At 62.7% G+C, this 16,254-nt stretch carries 16 protein-coding genes; 12 read left to right on the forward strand and 4 right to left on the reverse strand.

Translation table 11 applies throughout. The features are described from left to right. Window positions 1-153 precede the first annotated feature (153 nt). Together ACI77I_RS30040 and zapE are read right to left on the reverse strand one after the other, a co-directional pair. Complete coding sequence (locus ACI77I_RS30040) at window positions 154-1,449, reverse strand: protein kinase (RefSeq protein ID WP_406999796.1); 1,296 nt, start codon at window positions 1,447-1,449, stop codon at window positions 154-156. 39 nt (window positions 1,450-1,488) lie between these two features. After that, window positions 1,489-2,598, reverse strand: a complete 1,110-nt coding sequence (zapE, locus tag ACI77I_RS30045) for a cell division protein ZapE (protein WP_094953332.1) — start codon at window positions 2,596-2,598, stop codon at window positions 1,489-1,491. A gap of 224 nt (window positions 2,599-2,822) precedes the next feature. On the opposite strand from zapE, the gene ACI77I_RS30050 reads away from it, so the two are divergent. From ACI77I_RS30050 to ACI77I_RS30080, 7 genes are read left to right on the forward strand one after another with little or no spacing between them, the layout of a single operon-like run. Continuing rightward, a complete protein-coding gene (locus tag ACI77I_RS30050; RefSeq protein ID WP_406999817.1) occupies window positions 2,823-3,314 on the forward strand; it encodes a spore coat U domain-containing protein in 492 nt (163 codons plus the stop codon). Then, the gene (locus ACI77I_RS30055) at window positions 3,308-3,853 is read left to right on the forward strand and encodes a spore coat U domain-containing protein (protein WP_263273477.1); all 546 of its coding nucleotides are present in this window, start codon (window positions 3,308-3,310) and stop codon (window positions 3,851-3,853) included. Before ACI77I_RS30050 ends, ACI77I_RS30055 begins: the two co-directional genes overlap by 7 nt. A gap of 18 nt (window positions 3,854-3,871) precedes the next feature. Further along, a complete protein-coding gene (locus ACI77I_RS30060) occupies window positions 3,872-4,405 on the forward strand; it encodes a spore coat U domain-containing protein (protein WP_406999798.1) in 534 nt (177 codons plus the stop codon). Between the two features lie 5 nt (window positions 4,406-4,410). After that, window positions 4,411-4,908, forward strand: a complete 498-nt coding sequence (locus ACI77I_RS30065) for a spore coat U domain-containing protein (RefSeq protein WP_406999800.1) — start codon at window positions 4,411-4,413, stop codon at window positions 4,906-4,908. A gap of 27 nt (window positions 4,909-4,935) precedes the next feature. Further along, entirely contained in the window at window positions 4,936-5,721 is a 786-nt protein-coding gene (locus ACI77I_RS30070; protein ID WP_406999802.1) for a molecular chaperone, read from the forward strand. Window positions 5,722-5,762: 41 nt separating this feature from the next. Then, window positions 5,763-8,156 (forward strand): fimbria/pilus outer membrane usher protein, encoded by a 2,394-nt coding sequence (locus tag ACI77I_RS30075; RefSeq protein ID WP_406999804.1) that lies wholly within the window; start codon window positions 5,763-5,765, stop codon window positions 8,154-8,156. Between the two features lie 16 nt (window positions 8,157-8,172). Next, a complete protein-coding gene (locus ACI77I_RS30080; RefSeq protein ID WP_406999806.1) occupies window positions 8,173-9,162 on the forward strand; it encodes a spore coat protein U domain-containing protein in 990 nt (329 codons plus the stop codon). On the opposite strand, the gene ACI77I_RS30085 is transcribed toward ACI77I_RS30080, so the two are convergent. Further along, on the reverse strand, window positions 9,159-9,896 hold the full coding sequence (locus tag ACI77I_RS30085) for an anti-sigma factor family protein (RefSeq protein WP_406999808.1): 738 nt from the start codon (window positions 9,894-9,896) through the stop codon (window positions 9,159-9,161). The two genes, ACI77I_RS30080 and ACI77I_RS30085, sit on opposite strands and share 4 nt — an antisense overlap. Next, window positions 9,893-10,399 (reverse strand): sigma-70 family RNA polymerase sigma factor, encoded by a 507-nt coding sequence (locus tag ACI77I_RS30090; protein WP_094953320.1) that lies wholly within the window; start codon window positions 10,397-10,399, stop codon window positions 9,893-9,895. Before ACI77I_RS30090 ends, ACI77I_RS30085 begins: the two co-directional genes overlap by 4 nt. A 197-nt stretch (window positions 10,400-10,596) precedes the next feature. On the opposite strand from ACI77I_RS30090, the gene ACI77I_RS30095 reads away from it, so the two are divergent. From ACI77I_RS30095 to ACI77I_RS30115, 5 genes are all read left to right on the forward strand, one after another. After that, a complete protein-coding gene (locus tag ACI77I_RS30095; protein WP_406999811.1) occupies window positions 10,597-12,204 on the forward strand; it encodes an amino acid adenylation domain-containing protein in 1,608 nt (535 codons plus the stop codon). After that, window positions 12,197-13,492, forward strand: coding sequence for a hypothetical protein (locus ACI77I_RS30100; RefSeq protein ID WP_406999813.1), 1,296 nt, complete (start codon window positions 12,197-12,199; stop codon window positions 13,490-13,492). The genes ACI77I_RS30095 and ACI77I_RS30100 overlap by 8 nt, the downstream gene beginning before the upstream one ends. Before the next feature lie 41 nt (window positions 13,493-13,533). Then, the gene (locus tag ACI77I_RS30105; protein WP_094953314.1) at window positions 13,534-14,298 is read left to right on the forward strand and encodes an enoyl-CoA hydratase-related protein; all 765 of its coding nucleotides are present in this window, start codon (window positions 13,534-13,536) and stop codon (window positions 14,296-14,298) included. 121 nt (window positions 14,299-14,419) lie between these two features. Next, entirely contained in the window at window positions 14,420-15,502 is a 1,083-nt protein-coding gene (locus ACI77I_RS30110; RefSeq protein ID WP_406999815.1) for a catalase family peroxidase, read from the forward strand. Continuing rightward, window positions 15,499-16,038, forward strand: coding sequence for a cytochrome b (locus tag ACI77I_RS30115; protein WP_094953310.1), 540 nt, complete (start codon window positions 15,499-15,501; stop codon window positions 16,036-16,038). The genes ACI77I_RS30110 and ACI77I_RS30115 overlap by 4 nt, the downstream gene beginning before the upstream one ends. Window positions 16,039-16,254 lie beyond the last annotated feature (216 nt).

Here is a 16,254-nt window from a genome sequence, read left to right on the forward strand (position 1 = left end):
CCCTTTTGGTTACTTTTGGGGCTCTTTTCCAAAAGTGACCCGCCGTAAGGGCGGAACCCTAAGCCGCCGTTACCGCAGCAACGGATATGCACCCAAGCGCCACCCCAAAAACCACGATCGCAGGCAAACCAGCCCCCACATTTGTATCGAGTTTCACTCCAAGTCGAGCAGTGCTTCGATCTCTTCGAACCCCGGCCGCGCCAACACATCAGGCTGACAGCAGCGTTTGTGCAGCGCTACCAGCCCCTCGTCATTAAACCCAGTCTCAACCCGCTCCAACAATTCCCCCAGCAACACCCCAAACGCGCGCACTTCAATGCGCTGCAACGCCCTGGTTTCCAAGGTGTCCGCCGTGGCATGGAACGACGCCGCGCCGAAGTCCCCGAGCAAGCAGTCGCCAGCGGCATTCCACAAGATATTGTGGCCGTACAGGTCGCCATGGGTGATGCCCTGCCGATGCAAGTGCGCCGCGACCGACGCAACCCCCCGCGCCATGCGCAAGGCCACTTCAACGCTGAAACGCGTGCTCGGCTCGTAGATGTCGCGGGTGCACGACGCCAGGCTCGGCAGGGCCGCGAGGTTGCGGTAGCTCGGGTCGATCAGGTCCATCACCAGCGCAGCCTGGTCATCGGGGTGGCCCACCACGCGACCTTCCACCTTGATCAGGTTCGGATGCAGCCCCGCGGCGATGCAGGCCTGCATTTCATGCAGTGGTGAACCGTCGCTGGTGATCGTGCCTTTGTACAGCTTGACCGCGACAGGCAGCGCCTGTGGCTTCCACAACGCCCTGCGAATGATCCCCGAGGCACCTTCGCCCAGCACGTCGCCCAGCTCCAGTTCAGACCAGGGAATGTTCGGCGTCGCGTCATCGGCGGCCACGTCCACTGCCATTTCCACCGGGTTACCGGCGTAGGCCAACCACGTCAGGCTCGGCAGCGTCAGCAGCCACTCCGGCAGGTGGGTCAGGCGGTTGGAGGCGATGCGGATCAGCTCGAGGTTGTGGCAGTTCGCCAGGCTTTGCGGCAGGTCCGTCAGTTGGTTGCCGGCGAGCATGAGTTTTTGCAGCAGCGGCCGCTCGCCCAATTCGCTGGGCAATTGGCTTATGCAGTTATCGGTGAGGATCAGCCAGCGCAACTGCGGCGGCAGGGCGGCGGCGGGCACGTGGCTGATCTGGTTGGCCTTGAAGCCGATCATGCTCAAGTTGGCGCACTGGCCTAGGCATTGCGGCAGCTCGGTAAAGGCGTTTTCCGAGCAGAACAGCACGCGCAAATGCGACAGGCGATGCAGGTCGTCGGGCAGGCTGCTCAGGGCGTTGCCCGTGAGGTTGAGGATTTCCAGGGTGTCGGCCAGCTCGAAGATTTCCCGCGGGAATTCGGTCAGCCCGCAGGCCAGGTCCAGGCGTTTGATACCGGCCAGTTGGCCGGCCTTGAGTTGGGCAAGGGTATTCATGAACGGCGCGGTCACTCGGCAAGAGGGCGTAAAAGGCGCTCATGATACCGGGTCGGGTGCGGGTTGCGGGCAGTCCGTTTGCAACTCGGCTTTTTGTAATTGATGCAGACGGCTGGCGGTGCGGGCGAGGTCGATGGCCTGGCCTTCCAGGGATTCAGCCAAGGGCTGGTGGCCGATCAGGGTCAGGCGTTTGTCCTGGTCGTAAAGCACGTCCACCAGGTTGATAAAACGCTGCTGTACGGCGATCGGGCATTCGGCCAGTTGCGGCAGCCCGTCGATGATCCAGTGGTCGAAGTCCTGGCATAGCAGCAGGTAATCCATCACGGCGGTGAGCTGTTCGCAGAGGTCGTTGAAGGTAAAGGCGATAGTCGGCGCCTGATGGCTGCGGCAAACCAACTGGCGGTTGCCGACCTTGAGGGTCTGCGCCGGGCAATCCGTGGCGGGCAGCCCGAGCGCTTGACGCTGAGCGGGCGTCCCCGGCCACACATACTGGCCGGCGCTGAAGCGCTGCTCGGCATGCGCCTGGGGCAGGCTGCGAAAGTCTTGGGGGGAGCTGACTTCCAGCACGTCCATGCGCGCGGCGATCAGGTCGATCACCGGCTTGAAACGCTCGTGGTACAGCGGGTTGGGCAGCAACCCTGCGGGCGCATAGTTGGAGGTCACCAGCACCAGCACGCCGCGCTCGAACAAGGCTTTGAACAGGCGGCTGATGAGCATCGCATCGCCGATATCGTGGACGTGGAATTCGTCGAAGCACAGCACCCGGCAGCCTGCGAGCAGCTCGTCCAGGGTCACGCCCAGGGCGTCGTCGTGCTCACGGTGCTGGAACATGCCGCGATGCAGGCGGGCAAAAAACGCGTGGAAGTGCACGCGTTGCTTTTCGGCAATCGGCAACGCCTGGAAAAACCCATCGAGCAGCCAGCTTTTGCCGCGCCCCACCGGGCCGTGCAGGTACAGGCTGCGCGTGGCAAGGCCCGCGAGCAGGTGCTGGGTCTGACGGGCGAGGGCGGTAATCGCCTGGGTTTGGCCGGCACTCAGGGTGTAGCCCTGTTGTTTGGCCTTTTGGGCAAAAAACGCCGGGATCGGCGAGGCGTTCTGTACGTCGGTCTTTTTGCCAAGCAGGCGCTGGATCACGGAAAGCACGGCCAATGCGAGTCACTCTGTAGTGCGGTGGTCGCCTACTTTAGGGCGCTCGCCGCGGTTTGACCAATAGAGAAGGGCGTCGCCAGCTATCGCGAAAAAGCATGGCGTGGGGGCAATGCTGACCAAACTGGCAGTTTCTCTTTAAATGGCTAACCTCATACACAGTTGTCAACCCTATATAAGGAATTGGGGCTGTGAAGGGACGAGCAGTATTGGCAGTTATGGGCGCCATGCTCTGTAGCACGGTTTACGGCACGCAACTCCAAGTGGAGGTGCGCATCGACGTGCAGCGCGGCTGCCAACTGGTGGGGACCACCCGCAGTGCCGGCATCGAGCAGCTTGGCCTATTGGATTTCGGCGGCGGCCCGCGTCTGGATGACCCCGCCGGCCCCTTGAGTGCGGCCCTGATCAGCCAGCGCCAGCCGCGCCTGGAATGTAACCCCGGCACGCCGTATCAAGTGCGTGTTGACGGCGGCCTGCATGGCGGCGTCGGCGAAGTGCGCTACCTGAGCGCCGCGACCCCTTCGAGTCAACCCATTCCCTACCGCATTTACGCCGACGCCGCGCGGCGGATTCCGTTGCCCGTCAATCAACCGCTGAGCGGCCGTGTGCCGGACTCGGGCTCGGTCGACTTACCTCTGTATGGCCGCATCGAACCGCTCAAGGACATCCCCGCCGTCGGCCGCTACACCGACCTGCTCAAGGTCACAGTCACGTGGTAAGCCGGGGCTGGGCCCTCGTGGCCATGGGCAGTCTGTTGCTGCTGGCGGATGACGCCCAGGCCGCAGCGGTCAATGGCCAGGTCCACGCGCGCTTGGTGATCACCGCCAGTTGCGAGGTGAGTAAAGGTGTCGAGAGCGCGCCGGTCAGCCCTACGGGCGGCAGCATGTTGCTCGACTTCGGCAGCCAGGGGCCGACGTGGAACAACCTGTTGGGCGCAGCGGTGACTGATGTCGACAAGGCGCCGCTGTCGGTGTCCTGCAACCCCTCGGTGGTCAGCAGTTTCACCGTGACCATCGACGGTGGCGCCCATGGCGACGGCGCTACCCGACGCCTGAGCAACGGCCGCCACACCATTCCCTATCGGCTATCCGCCGACCCGCTGGGCCGCAGCGCCTACAGCATCGGCCAGCAACGCAATTTCGTCGTGACCAAGGGCACACAAGTACCGATCCCGGTATTCGGCTTGGTGGTGGCGAATACCAAGGCCCTACCGGCCGGCATCTATACAGACACCCTGACGGTGACTCTGGATTGGTAAACCCTGAGGATGAACATCATGCATGCACGTGTATTGAAGGCGGTTTTTCCATTGATGGCGCTGGTGTGGGTGGCGGGCGCGCAGTCGGCCACCGTGGCCGGCACGGTCAGCGCGACCCTGGTGCTGACCAGCAGTTGCCAGGTCAATGGCGCGGCGGCAACCGGCGGGATGAGCTTCGGTAACTTGAACTTCGGCACGGCCAACAGCCTGTTCACTGAAGCCGACGGCCAGGTGCTGGGCGGTGGCGGTGGCGCGTTGTCGATCCTGTGTTCGGCGGGTACTTCGCCGACGCTGACCGTGTCTGCCGGCGCCAATGACGGCAAGTCCACTGGCGGTGCACGCGCGCTGTACGACGGCGTTGCCAACTACGTGCCGTACGACCTCTACACCGACAGCGGCCATTCGAATTTGCTGGCCATCGGTGGCGTGATCAACCTGGCGCCAAGTACCGGGGTGGCCCAGGCCGTGAATATTTACGGTAAGGCCAATGGCAAGGCCGGGCTGCCCGCCGGTACTTATACCGACACGGTTAACGTGACCCTGACGTTCTAAGTGCCATGAGCCGGGCAGCGTGGGCGTTGGCAGTGTGCATCGGCTGGGGCATGCCGGTGTCGCTGTTGGCGGTGACCAGTCAATCGTTCCAGGTCAGCGCGACGATCACGCCCGGGTGCCTGGTGGTCGGTGGTGGCACGAACTACGGCAGCCTGGCTTTCGGCACGTATTCGGCCCTGGCGACCAGCACAGCGTCGGTCGCGCTCACCAGTGGCGTGACCTTGCAATGTACGCCGGGTGTCGCGCTGAACATGAGTGTCGACGGCGGTTTGCACAACAACAGTGGTCGGCGGATGCAGCTCAATAGCGGCAGTGCCCAAGTGGCCTATCAGCTGTTTCAGGACGCGGCGTTCAGCCAGAGCCTGGGGGTCAGCCAAAGCGTGAGTGTGGCCTACAGCAACGCGGCCAGTATCACCTTGCCGATTTATGGGCGAGTGCAGTTACCGGGTAATACGCCTGGGGGGACGTACAGCGACACGTTGCAGGTGCAGCTGTCGTGGTAAGGCGATTGGCAATGAGGAGTGAGACTTATGTATGCAGCTTCCCGGCTTGGGTGGGCAGCGGGTGTGAGCGCGTTATTGGCGTTGACGGCAGGGCAGGCCCAGGCGGCCAGCTCGGTGCTGATCTGGCCGATTGATCCGGTGCTGGAGGCCGATCAACAGGCCAGCGCACTGTGGCTGGAAAACCGCGGTACGGAGACCGCCAACCTGCAAATCCGTGTGTTTGCCTGGACCCAGAGCGGCTTCGATGAGCAGTACCAGAACCAGCGCGACGTAATTGGCAGCCCGCCGGTGGCGAAAATCGAGCCGGGGCAGAAACAGTTGGTGCGTTTGACCCGCACCAAGGACGTGCCGCCGGGCCAGGAATTGGCCTATCGCATCATCATCGATGAGATCCCATCGGCCACGCCCCCCGCAGCCCCTGCCGATGGCAAGACCGCCGCCGCGGTGCGGTTCCAGATGCGTTATTCGGTGCCGTTGTTTGCCTATGGCCCAGGCCTTTGGAGCAAGGTCGACGGCACCCGCGACCGCGACCCAAAGGGGGCCGGCAAGCCGGACCTGAGCTGGAAAAAAGTCAGCGTGGGTGGGCGTAATTACGTCGAAATGCGCAACCAGGGCGCCGTCCACGCGCGCTTGACCGATGCCACGTTCAAGCAGGGCGGCCAACCTCGGCCCCTGGTGGAAGGCTTGATGGGCTATGTGCTGCCGGGCGCGACCATGCGCTGGCCGGTGCCGGACGGGTTGCCGGCTGATCAGCCGTTGCAGGTCCGCGTCAATGGCGCAACGCAATTGGAGAGCCTCGCACCGGGTCGATAAAACAGTGCGATAGGGCAGGGAGTAGCCCCGGGTGTTAACGGATGGAGATGTCCATTGAAGGACACAAAGCCTTGGTGAGCCACAAGAGGGCTCGATGTCTATGGCGATTGGTGTGGGTGGTGAGTGGCCTGTCGGGCCTGGTGCTTGCGGCACCGGGCGTGGCGGCTCCATTGCCGCCCCCTCCCAACAGTATGGAGGCTGTTGCCGATGCACAGTTGTTCCTGGAACTGGTGGTCAACCAGCGGGACACCGGCCGCGTGGTCGCCGTTAATCAGCGCGCTGGGCAGCTGTTTTTGCAGGCTTCGGTGTTGCAGGAAACGGGTATGAGGCTGCCGGGTGAAGTGCCCACCGAGGTCGCGCTGGAAAACCTGCCAGGCCTGCACACCGATTACGACAGCCAGGGCCAGCGCCTGGTGCTCACGGTGCCGCCTGCCTGGTTGCCGGAGCAGTTTATCGGCAACCGCAACAACTACCCGCGCACCCAGGCGCTGACCAGTTTCGGCGCGCTGCTCAATTATGACGCCTACCTCAATGACACCGATGATGCGGGCACCTACCTTGGCATCTTCAACGAAGTCAGGCTGTTCGATACCTGGGGCACGGTGTCCAACACTGGCCAGTACCGCACCACCCTCGGCCGGGAAACGCTCGGCAGCAGCCTGGACAATGGCTATCGGCGCTATGACACCACCTGGCGGTTTTCCGACGACGAGCGCCTGTTGACCTATGAAGCGGGCGACGTGATCAGTGGCGCGTTGCCCTGGAGCACGTCGGTGCGCCTGGGCGGGGTGCAGGTGTCGCGGGACTTTGGCGTGCGCCCGGATCTGGTCACCTACCCGTTGCCACAGTTTGCCGGGGAGGCGGCGGTGCCGTCGTCGGTGGACCTGTTTATCAACGGTTACAAATCCAGCAGTGCCAACCTGCAGCCGGGGCCATACACGCTGACCAACGTGCCGTTTATTAACGGCGCGGGGGAGGCGGTGGTGGTGACCACCGACGCCCTCGGCCGGCAGGTGTCGACCACGGTGCCGTTCTATGTCACCAGCACCCTGCTGCAGAAGGGCTTATCGGACTTCTCGGTGGCCGCCGGTAACCTGCGCCGCGATTACACCGTGCGCGATTTCGGCTATGGGCCCGGCGTGGCCAGCGGCACCTTTCGTTATGGGCTGTCGGACGCGTTCACTCTGGAAAGCCACGCCGAAGCCTCGGGTGACCTGGCCTTGGGCGGTGTGGGCGGCAACCTGCGCGTGGGTAACTTCGGTGTGCTCAACACCGCCGTCAGCCAAAGTCAGTTCGACGGCCGCACCGGCCAGCAACTGAGCCTGGGTTACCAATACAGCAACCCGCGTTACAGCCTGTCTTACCAGCGGGTGGAGCGGCGTGACGCGTACGCGGACCTGAGCCTGGTCGACACGCCCTATGCCAGCCTCAGCAAGCGCAGCCAGCAAGCCACGGTGAGCGTGAACCTAAATGATTTCGGCAGCCTGGGCGTGGGCTATTTTGATGTGCAGGCGGCGGATGACTCGCGCACGCGCCTGGTGAATATGACCTGGAGCAAAGCACTGTGGCGCAACAGCAGTTTTTACCTGTCGGCCAACCATGAGGTCGGCGACAGCAGTTGGGCGGTGCAAGCGCAAGTGGTGGTGCCGTTCGACGTGTACGGCAGCCTCAGCGTGGGCAGTGAGCGCAGCAAAACCGGGCAGAGCCAGCAGCGGGTCAACTACAGCCGTGCGGTGCCGGCCGAGGGCGGCGTGGGCTTTAACCTCGGTTACGCCAGCGGTGATGGGCCGGCGTATCGCCAGGCCGACCTGACCTGGCGCTTGCAGTCGGTGCAATTGCAGGTGGGCGCATACGGCAACAGCGACGCGCAAACCCGTTGGGCCGATGCCAGCGGCTCGCTGGTGTGGATGGACAACCACGTGTTCGCCGCCAACCGTGTCGACGATGCGTTTGTGGTGGTCAGCACCGATGGCGTGGGTGGCGTGCCGGTGCGCTACGAGAACCAGGTGGTCGGCGAGACCGACCGCAACGGCCACCTGCTGGTGCCATGGACCAGCGCCTACTACCGCGCCAAATACGAAATCGACCCGCTGAACCTGCCCTCCAACGTGCAAGTGCCCAACGTCGAGCAACGCGTTGCCGTGCGCCGGGGCAGCGGCTATTTGCTGGCGTTCCCGGTACGCCGGGTGCTGGCCGCGAGCATCACTTTGGTGGATGCCCAGCATCAGGACTTGCCCCTGGGCAGCCAGGTGCGCCACGCGCAAAGCGGCGCACTGGCGGTGGTCGGCTGGGACGGCCTGGTCTACCTGGAAAACCTGGCGGCGCATAACACCTTGCAGGTCACGGTCGGCGACGGCCAGACCTGCCAGGCCAGGTTCGAGCTGGATACCACGCAGGAGCAGGTGCCGCTGATCGGGCCACTGGTGTGCCAATGACATAAGGAGTGTGCGTGTGCGGGTCAAGGAATGGCTGTTGCGGTGGCTGCTGTTGGCGAGCTTGGGTGTGTCGGCGCAGGTGCAGGCCGTGTGCTCGGTGGTCACCACCGTGCCGGCCAGTTTTGGCACGACGGTGAGTTCGATGACCGTGCGCATCACCTCCCAGCCCAGTTCGACCACTAACGGTGGCTTGAGCTGCACGCCGGCGCTGCTGTCGGTCTTGACCTCCAATGACCATTTCTACGCGACTGTTACCGGCTCGTCACAAGGCGGTTTGGTCGGGCCAACCGGGGATGTCATTAACTATACGGTCTACGCCAACAACACCAGCGCATTCCCGATGACACGTGGCACCGCGTTCGATTTTGGCGGCAGTGGCGGCATTGCCGCGTCCCTTGGCCTGGTATTCGGGCCCGGCACCAAAGTTGTACCGCTGTATTTCGCCACCACCATCGGCAGTAACGTGGCTGCGGGTGTGTACAGCGAAACCCTGAGTATCTTCTGGAACTGGAACTACTGCTCGGGCATTGGCATTGGCGGGATCTGCGCGGGCCGCGAGATCAACAACAGCACGACTACGCTGACCGTGAGCATGACTGTGGTCAATGACTGCCAGATCACCACGCCGCCGATCGCGTTCGGCAGCGCCCCGGTGGTCAGTGCATTTTCCACCGTCAGTGGGCAGGTCAGCGTCGCCTGCACCAAGGGCAGCGCCTACACCGTTGGCCTCAGCGACGGGCAGAACCCGGTGAGTGTGGGCGGCCGCCGGCAGATGGTGTCCGGGAGTAATGTGCTCGCGTACGACATTTTCAAGAGCGCCAGCACCACGCGCTGGGGCAGTGTGGGCGCGGCGCGGCGGGCCAGCTCCACGGCCGAGGTCAACCCTGGCAATGGCTTGGGCACCGGCAGCCAGGTGTTCAACTACAACGCCAAGGTCTACACCGACCAGGCCACGCCGCCGGGCGGCACCTACATCGACAACGTGGTGCTGGACGTGGGCTTTTAGAACTTCATCGTCTGCGCGGTCGACTGACCCTCGGGGCTGACCATCGCGTAGTTGTAGCCACTGCCGGACCAGTATTCGGCCTGCAAGCCGTCGGCACTGCGGCTGCCGCGCGGCAGAAAACCGTTCTCCGGGCCGGGTGGGCGGATGTAGAAACTCATGCGCCGCCCTTGCGGGTCTTCGTACAGCACCATGGCGGCAGCGCCTTGCTCAGTGGTGAGCAAACGCCCGCTGACCGGTTTGAACCCCGACGGGCTCAAGTCGGGCAGGCGGTGCGCCTGGCTGAAGTAACGGTCGAGCCAGGCCTGCATGGTGCCGCTGTCCTGGGCGTTGTAATCGGCGGGCATGATACCGTCCTGGGCAAACAGGCGGAACGCTTGCATCGCGTCGGCCATCGGCAACATCGGCGGCTGGGTGGCCTCGCGGGCATGCCAGCCGCCCAAACCGCCGAGGCTCACAGCGATCAGTAGCACGGCGGCGCTAGCCAAATGGCGGCGCGACTGATGCTTGATGCGCTGGCGAATCAGCGTCGGGTCCAGCGCGGGGCTGGCCGGTTGCTGCAAGGCCCCGCTTAATGCCGCGCGCAGCAGGTGCGCATCCTGTTGCCAGGCATGCACCTGGGCCGCGACGTCGGGGTGGGCCGCCAAATAGGTTTCAAGCACGCGACGATCGCTCTCCAGCAGTTGGTGATCGACGTAGGCATGCAAATCGCGTTCGCTGGGGGGCAGGCTGATCATTTGAGTATCCGCAGGGAAGGGCTGGCGATTTCGCCATCGCTGAGTTGACGCAAGGCCTGGCGCGCCCGGGACAGGCGCGACATTACGGTGCCGACGGGTACCTCAAGGATAACGGCAACCTCCTTGTAGCTTAAGCCTTCGACCGACACCCAGAGCAGCAGGGCGCGCTGTTCGGTGTTGAGTTGGTCGAAGGCTTGCAAGGCCGATTGGGCCATCACCGTGCGCTCCACCGAAGGTTGCGCGTCGTCACGGCCAGTGAAGAATTCGAGCATGCGTGCGTAGCGCCGGCTGCGACGGTGGGCGTCGAGGAACTGCCGGTAGAGGATCGAGAACAGCCAGGCGCGCAAGTCGCCCTCGATGCGTTTGTCGGCCCAACGGATGATCGCCCGTTCCAGGGTCGCCTGCACCAAGTCGTCAGCGCTGCTGGCGTTACGCGTCAGGGACACGGCAAAGCGCCGCATCCTGGGAATGAGTTCACGTAACTGTTCGTCGAGCTCGTGCATGGGCGTGGGTTCTGAGCGATTGTGCAGAGGAAGACGCTGGCCGACGTAGCTTATTCCATCAACAGCAGTACGAATGTTGCGCTTTTGTATAGGGGAAATCTGCAATGCGAGTGGCTCTGTAATGCCACTCCCACACCTCAATCAACCCTCGTAACAGCCGGGAACCCCTTCGGCGTTTAAGTGATGAGGGTGTATGCATGACATTTTCTCCGATCGATAAACAGTTCTTTTCCCGAGCCGCGCTGGCTCATTTGCCTGCGGCGCAGCGAGTCGTGTTTGAACAATGGGGCTGTGGCCCTTCCGCCAAACCTGCCTGCGACACCGTGCACCACGCCATTGAGGTGCAAGCGGTACTGGCGCCGCAAGCGATCGCTGCGGTGTGGGCGGGCCAGCGTATCAGCTATGAACAACTCAACCGTCAAGCCAATCGCTTGGCCGTGCGCCTGGTAGAGCAGGGCGTGACGCGCGGCGACACCGTGGGGCTGTTTGTCGAGCGTTCGATTCCCATGCTGGTAGGGCTTTTGGCGGTGCTGAAGGTGGGTGCCGCGTATGTCCCTCAAGACGCTAGAATCGTCCCGACACTGCAACTGAGCATGGTGCTGGAGTCGTTGACCAGCCCAGTGATTCTGACCCTGTCCAGCCTGGCTGAGCATATACCGGCCGATGCGGCTCACCGCTGCCTGGGCCTGGATACGTTTCTGGCCGAAGAGCCCTGGATCGCCCAGGACAACGCTCAGGTGTTCGCCGCAGCTGACACCGATGACCTGTGTTTCGTGCTGTTCACCTCCGGCACGACCGGGCGGCCCAACGGTGTGTGTGTCAGTCACCGCAACGTGTGCAACCTCCTGTTGACGGAGCCGGGGAGGATGGGCATGGCACCGGGGCACAACGTGGGGCAGGTCCTCAATATTGGGTTTGACATGGCTGCCTGGGAAATACTCGGTTGCCTGGCGCATGGAGCGACCCTGCTGATTCGAGGTAAAGACATTGCGCAAACCGCTGCACAGTGCCACGTATTGATCGCCACACCCTCGATACTGTCGACTCTTGACCCTGAGCAGTGCCCTGACCTCAAGGTGGTCGCGGTGGCGGGAGAGCCCTGTTCCCAGGCGCTCGCCGAGCATTGGGCCGAGCGCTGCGCGTTCTACAACGGTTGCGGGCCCACCGAAACCACGATCGTCAATACGCTGCATCGGCACGTGCCTGGCACGCTATTGACCATCGGCAAGCCCACGCCCAATAACACCGTGTATGTGCTCAATGAGCACGGCCGCGCCTGTGAACTGGGTGAAACCGGTGAAATGTGGGCCGGCGGCGCAGGGGTAACGGTCGGCTACTTGAACAATGCTGAGCTGACTGACGAGCGTTACCGCCCGGACCCCTTTATGGGCGGTGACACGATGATGTTTCGTACGCGGGACCTGGGGCGCTGGACGACCGAGGGGCAACTTGAACACTTGGGGCGGGTCGATGATCAGGTAAAGGTTCGCGGGTTTCGTGTGGAGCTGGACGCCGTGTCCACCGCCCTGGAGGCGGGCGATGGCTGCACGCGGGCGGTCACGTTGAAGCTGGACAGCCGCAACCTGGTGGCCTTTGTTTCGCCGGCCAGTGCTGACGTTGAGTCGTGCCGAGCCCGGTGCCAGGAGCGCCTGGCCTACTACTGCGTGCCGTCATCGATCTATGTGGTGGAGCATTTCCCACTGACCGCCAGGGGCAAGATCGACAAGGCACTGTTACTGCAACGGGCTCGGGAGCGGCACGTGGCGTTATTGGCGCTCAAGACTGAGGGGGCCGGCCATGATTGATGCGCTGACCCGTACCGTTGTACCGCCCAAGCCGGCGCTATGGCGCCGTTGGACGTCACTGCCGATGTTCTCTTACTACAACCGTCTGTTGGCGCTGGTGCTGATGTGCAACGCGTTGGTGCTGCTGGCTGTCGACTTTCGCGCCATCACCGTCGAGAGGTTCGCGGACATGGTGTTGATCAACCTGTCGGTTGCCATTCTGATTCGCCAGCAATACCTGATCAATGCCTTGTTCTGGTTGGCGACCCGGGTTCCGCGCGCATGGCCGCTACGTGTGCGGCGCAGTGCGGCGAAGGTGTACCACTTTGGCGGGCTGCACAGCGGCGCAGCCCTGGCGGCGACCGGCTGGTTTGCGGCCATGCTCGTTGTTCAGGTAGCGCGTTATCTGCAGCAGCCTGGCAGTGTTTCGTCAGCCTGGTTGTGGCTCAGCAGTGTGCTGCTCAGCCTGTTGATGATGATGGTGATCATGGCGCTGCCCCGGGTTCGTAGCCGCTTTCACAACGGCTTCGAGCGAGTCCATCGGTTTGCCGGTTGGGGGGCGCTGCTGTTGTTCTGGGGGCTGACGTTACTGGCGTCCAGCGAAGCCTCGACGCCCTTATTGCACAGTGGATCGTTTTGGATGCTGGTGCTGCTGACGCTGAGTATTGCGTTGCCTTGGTTGCGTTTGCGCAAGGTGGTCGTTGAACACGCGCAACCGTCGGGGCATGCGGTGATTACGCGCCTGAGCCACACCACACCCTTTGCCGGTTCATCCACCGCGATCAGCCGGAACCCACTGTTGGAGTGGCACTCATTTGCCAATATTCCCGCGCCAGGCGAGGCAGGGTTTCGCCTGATCATTTCTCGCGCCGGAGATTGGACTGGGCGGTTTATCGAGGACTCGCCTCGCCACGTATGGGTTAAGGGCATCACCACGGCGGGCGTTGCCAATGTGGAAACCCTGTTCAAGTCAGTGGTGTATATCGCCACTGGCAGCGGCATCGGGCCGGTCATGCCGCACTTATTGGCTGCTCAAGTGCCAACCCAGTTGATCTGGTCCACCCGCAGCCCGAGGAAAACCTACGGCGATGAACTGGTCGATGAAATCCTGCGTGCTCAGCCCGGTGCGTTGATCTGGGACACCGATGAGCGGGGCAAGCCGGACCTGGTGCAACTGGCCTACGGCGCGGTGCAAACCGTGGGCGCAGAAGCGGTGATCTGTATTGCCAACCAAGCGTTGACTCAACGTGTGGTGCACGAGATGGAAGCACGAGGCATACCCGCTTATGGCGCGATCTGGGATTCCTGAAGTCGCGTTATAGGGGCCAACATCAATCAGTCGAGGTGTTTATGAATGTGTTAGTGGAGCGTTATGGCCGGGTCGTTCTGGTCAGGCTCAATCGTCCGCAGGTCAAAAATGCGCTGAGTTCGGCGCTGATGACGGAGTTGATCAGCAGCCTGGCGACTGTGGACCTGGACCCTCAGGTCGGGTGTTTTGTCATCACCGGCACTGCGGAGTATTTCGCGGCGGGGGCTGATATCAAAGAGATGAGCGGCAAGTCTTACGTGGATATGCTCAACGAAGATTACTTCGTCGGCTGGGAGGCTTTTAGCCGTCTGCGCACGCCCACCATCGCGGCAGTGGCCGGTTACGCGTTTGGCGGGGGCTGTGAACTGGCGATGATGTGCGACATGATTTTCGCCGCCGACACAGCGACGTTTGCGCAGCCGGAAATCAAGCTGGGTGTGATTCCGGGCATGGGCGCGACCCAGCGGTTGACGGGGCTTATCGGCAAGGCCAAGACCATGGACCTGGTGTTGACGGGGCGCGCGATGACCGCCGCCGAGGCTGAGCAGGCGGGGCTCGTGTCACGGGTCTACCCGGCGGCGGATTTGCTGGCGCAGACACTGGCGGTGGCGGCGCAGATTGCCGGGTTCTCCCGCACCGCCACCCGCGCGGCACGGGAGGCGGTTGAACAATCTCTGGAGGTCGGCTTGCACGATGGCGTGCGTCTAGAGCGCCGGCTGTTTCATGGCCTGTTCGCCACACCTGATCAGCAGGAAGGGATGCAGGCGTTTCTTAACAAACGGCCGGCATTGTTCAATCGGATATAGAAGAAAACTTGAATCGGCGGCGTATCTGCTTCGAAAAAAACTACAGTGAAAAGGGAATAGACCTACGTGGGACTCGTCTCATAGTTCATTTTCCTTTCGGCCACGTGCCCTGGAGTTTTGCATGGTAGATCACTCATCGCCGCCACGTGCGCCACTCAGTACCGCCAGTTTGCTTGTCAGGCTGGCGTGTATTGGCGGGGTAGTAGCGGTTGTTGCTGGGGCGTTTGCCTACGTCAACGGCACGCTCGACCCACAGCGCCTGCGCCCCAAAACCCTGGTCAATGCCCTGGAAACCAATAACGGCCTGCACCCGGGCTTGCGACGTAACCATGCCAAGGGCGTGTGTGTGGCCGGTTACTTCCAGAGCAGTCCCGAGGCACGTACGTACTCGAGTGCCCAGGTGTTCAGCGAAGCGAAAACGCCGGTGATCGGCCGATTTGCCTTGCCCAGCGGCAACCCTTACGCGCCGGACAGCAGTGTGCCGATCCGCAGTTTCGCCGTGCAATTCAGCCAGGCCAACGGCCAGCAGTGGCGTACGGGGATGAACAGCATGCCGGTGTTCCCGGTGGGCACGCCTGAGGCGTTCTACCAAATGCTCAAGGCCGGCGCGCCAGACCCGGCCACCGGCAAGCCGAACCCAGCGAGCATGCCGGCGTTTTTTGCCGCGCACCCGGAGACGGCGCCGTTCCTGGCGTGGGTCAAGACGGCCAAGCCGTCGGCCAGTTATGCGACAGAAACCTACAACGGCATCAATGCCTTCTACCTGGTGAGCGCTGATGGCAAGCGCCAGGCGGTGCGCTGGGGCGTGGTGCCACAAAGCCAGGATGCGGCAGGTGATACCGCGCCGTCGGGCGGTGATTTCCTCGAAAAAGACTTGGTACAGCGCCTGGCTTCAGGGCCACTGCGTTGGCAGTTGAACATGACCCTGGCCAACCCCGGCGACCCGCTGGACGATGCGAGCAAAACCTGGGCCGGCGAACACAAAGTGCTGAACGCCGGCACGCTGGTGCTGCAAAGCAGCCAGCCGCAAGCGGACGGCGATTGCCGCGATATCAACTTTGACCCGCTGATTTTACCCAGTGGTATCCAAGCCTCTGACGACCCACTGCTGGCCGCACGTTCGGCCGCCTATGCCAGTTCGTACTTACGCCGCGCCGGCGAAGTCAGCCCGCTGCACAGCGCCCCTCAGGAGTCAAAGCCATGAATGTTCAACCAGGCTATTTTGCGCCGCTGGCCCGCCTGCTGCATTGGCTGATGGCATTGATGGTCATCGCCATGCTGTTTATCGGTGCGGGCATGGCGGCGTCTGTGTCGGAGCGTCATGAGTGGCTGATTCACCTGCACAAGCCGCTGGGTATTGCGATTCTGGCGCTGGTGATTGTGCGGTTGGTGGTGCGTTTTTCTACCCGGCAACCGCCGCTGCCTGCTGATTTGCCGTTGTGGCAAGTGCTGGCAGCCAAGGCGTCCCATGTGCTGTTGTACGCGCTGATGCTGGTGTTGCCGCTGCTGGGTTGGGCGATGATTTCGGCGGCCGGGGACCCGGTGATGCTCAGCAGCTCGGTGCAGTTACCGGCGTTGCTGGGAGCGAATGCGCCGCTGTTTGCGGTGTTGCGCAAGGCTCATGGGTATTTGGCTTATTTGCTGTTTTTGACGGTGTTGGTGCACTTGGCGGCGGCGTTGTTTCATGGGTTGATACGCCGGGATGGGGTGTTGCAGAGCATGACTGGCACCAGAGACTGATGCTGTTGAGTTTGTGCAGGTTTTTTGGGGGGGGGGGAGGTGGATTGAGTACATATCCGTTGCTGCGGTAACGGTGGCTATTGGTTCCGCCCTTACGGCGGGTCACTTTTGGAAAAGAGCCCCAAAAGTAACCAAAAGGGCTCTTGCCCCACCACTCGGTGCCTCGCTTAGGCTCGGTGTGCCCTTGTAAGATGATTTTCATCTGCTTCAGACCGT

This window comes from Pseudomonas sp. D47, from assembly GCF_045447305.1.
GTDB lineage: Bacteria > Pseudomonadota > Gammaproteobacteria > Pseudomonadales > Pseudomonadaceae > Aquipseudomonas.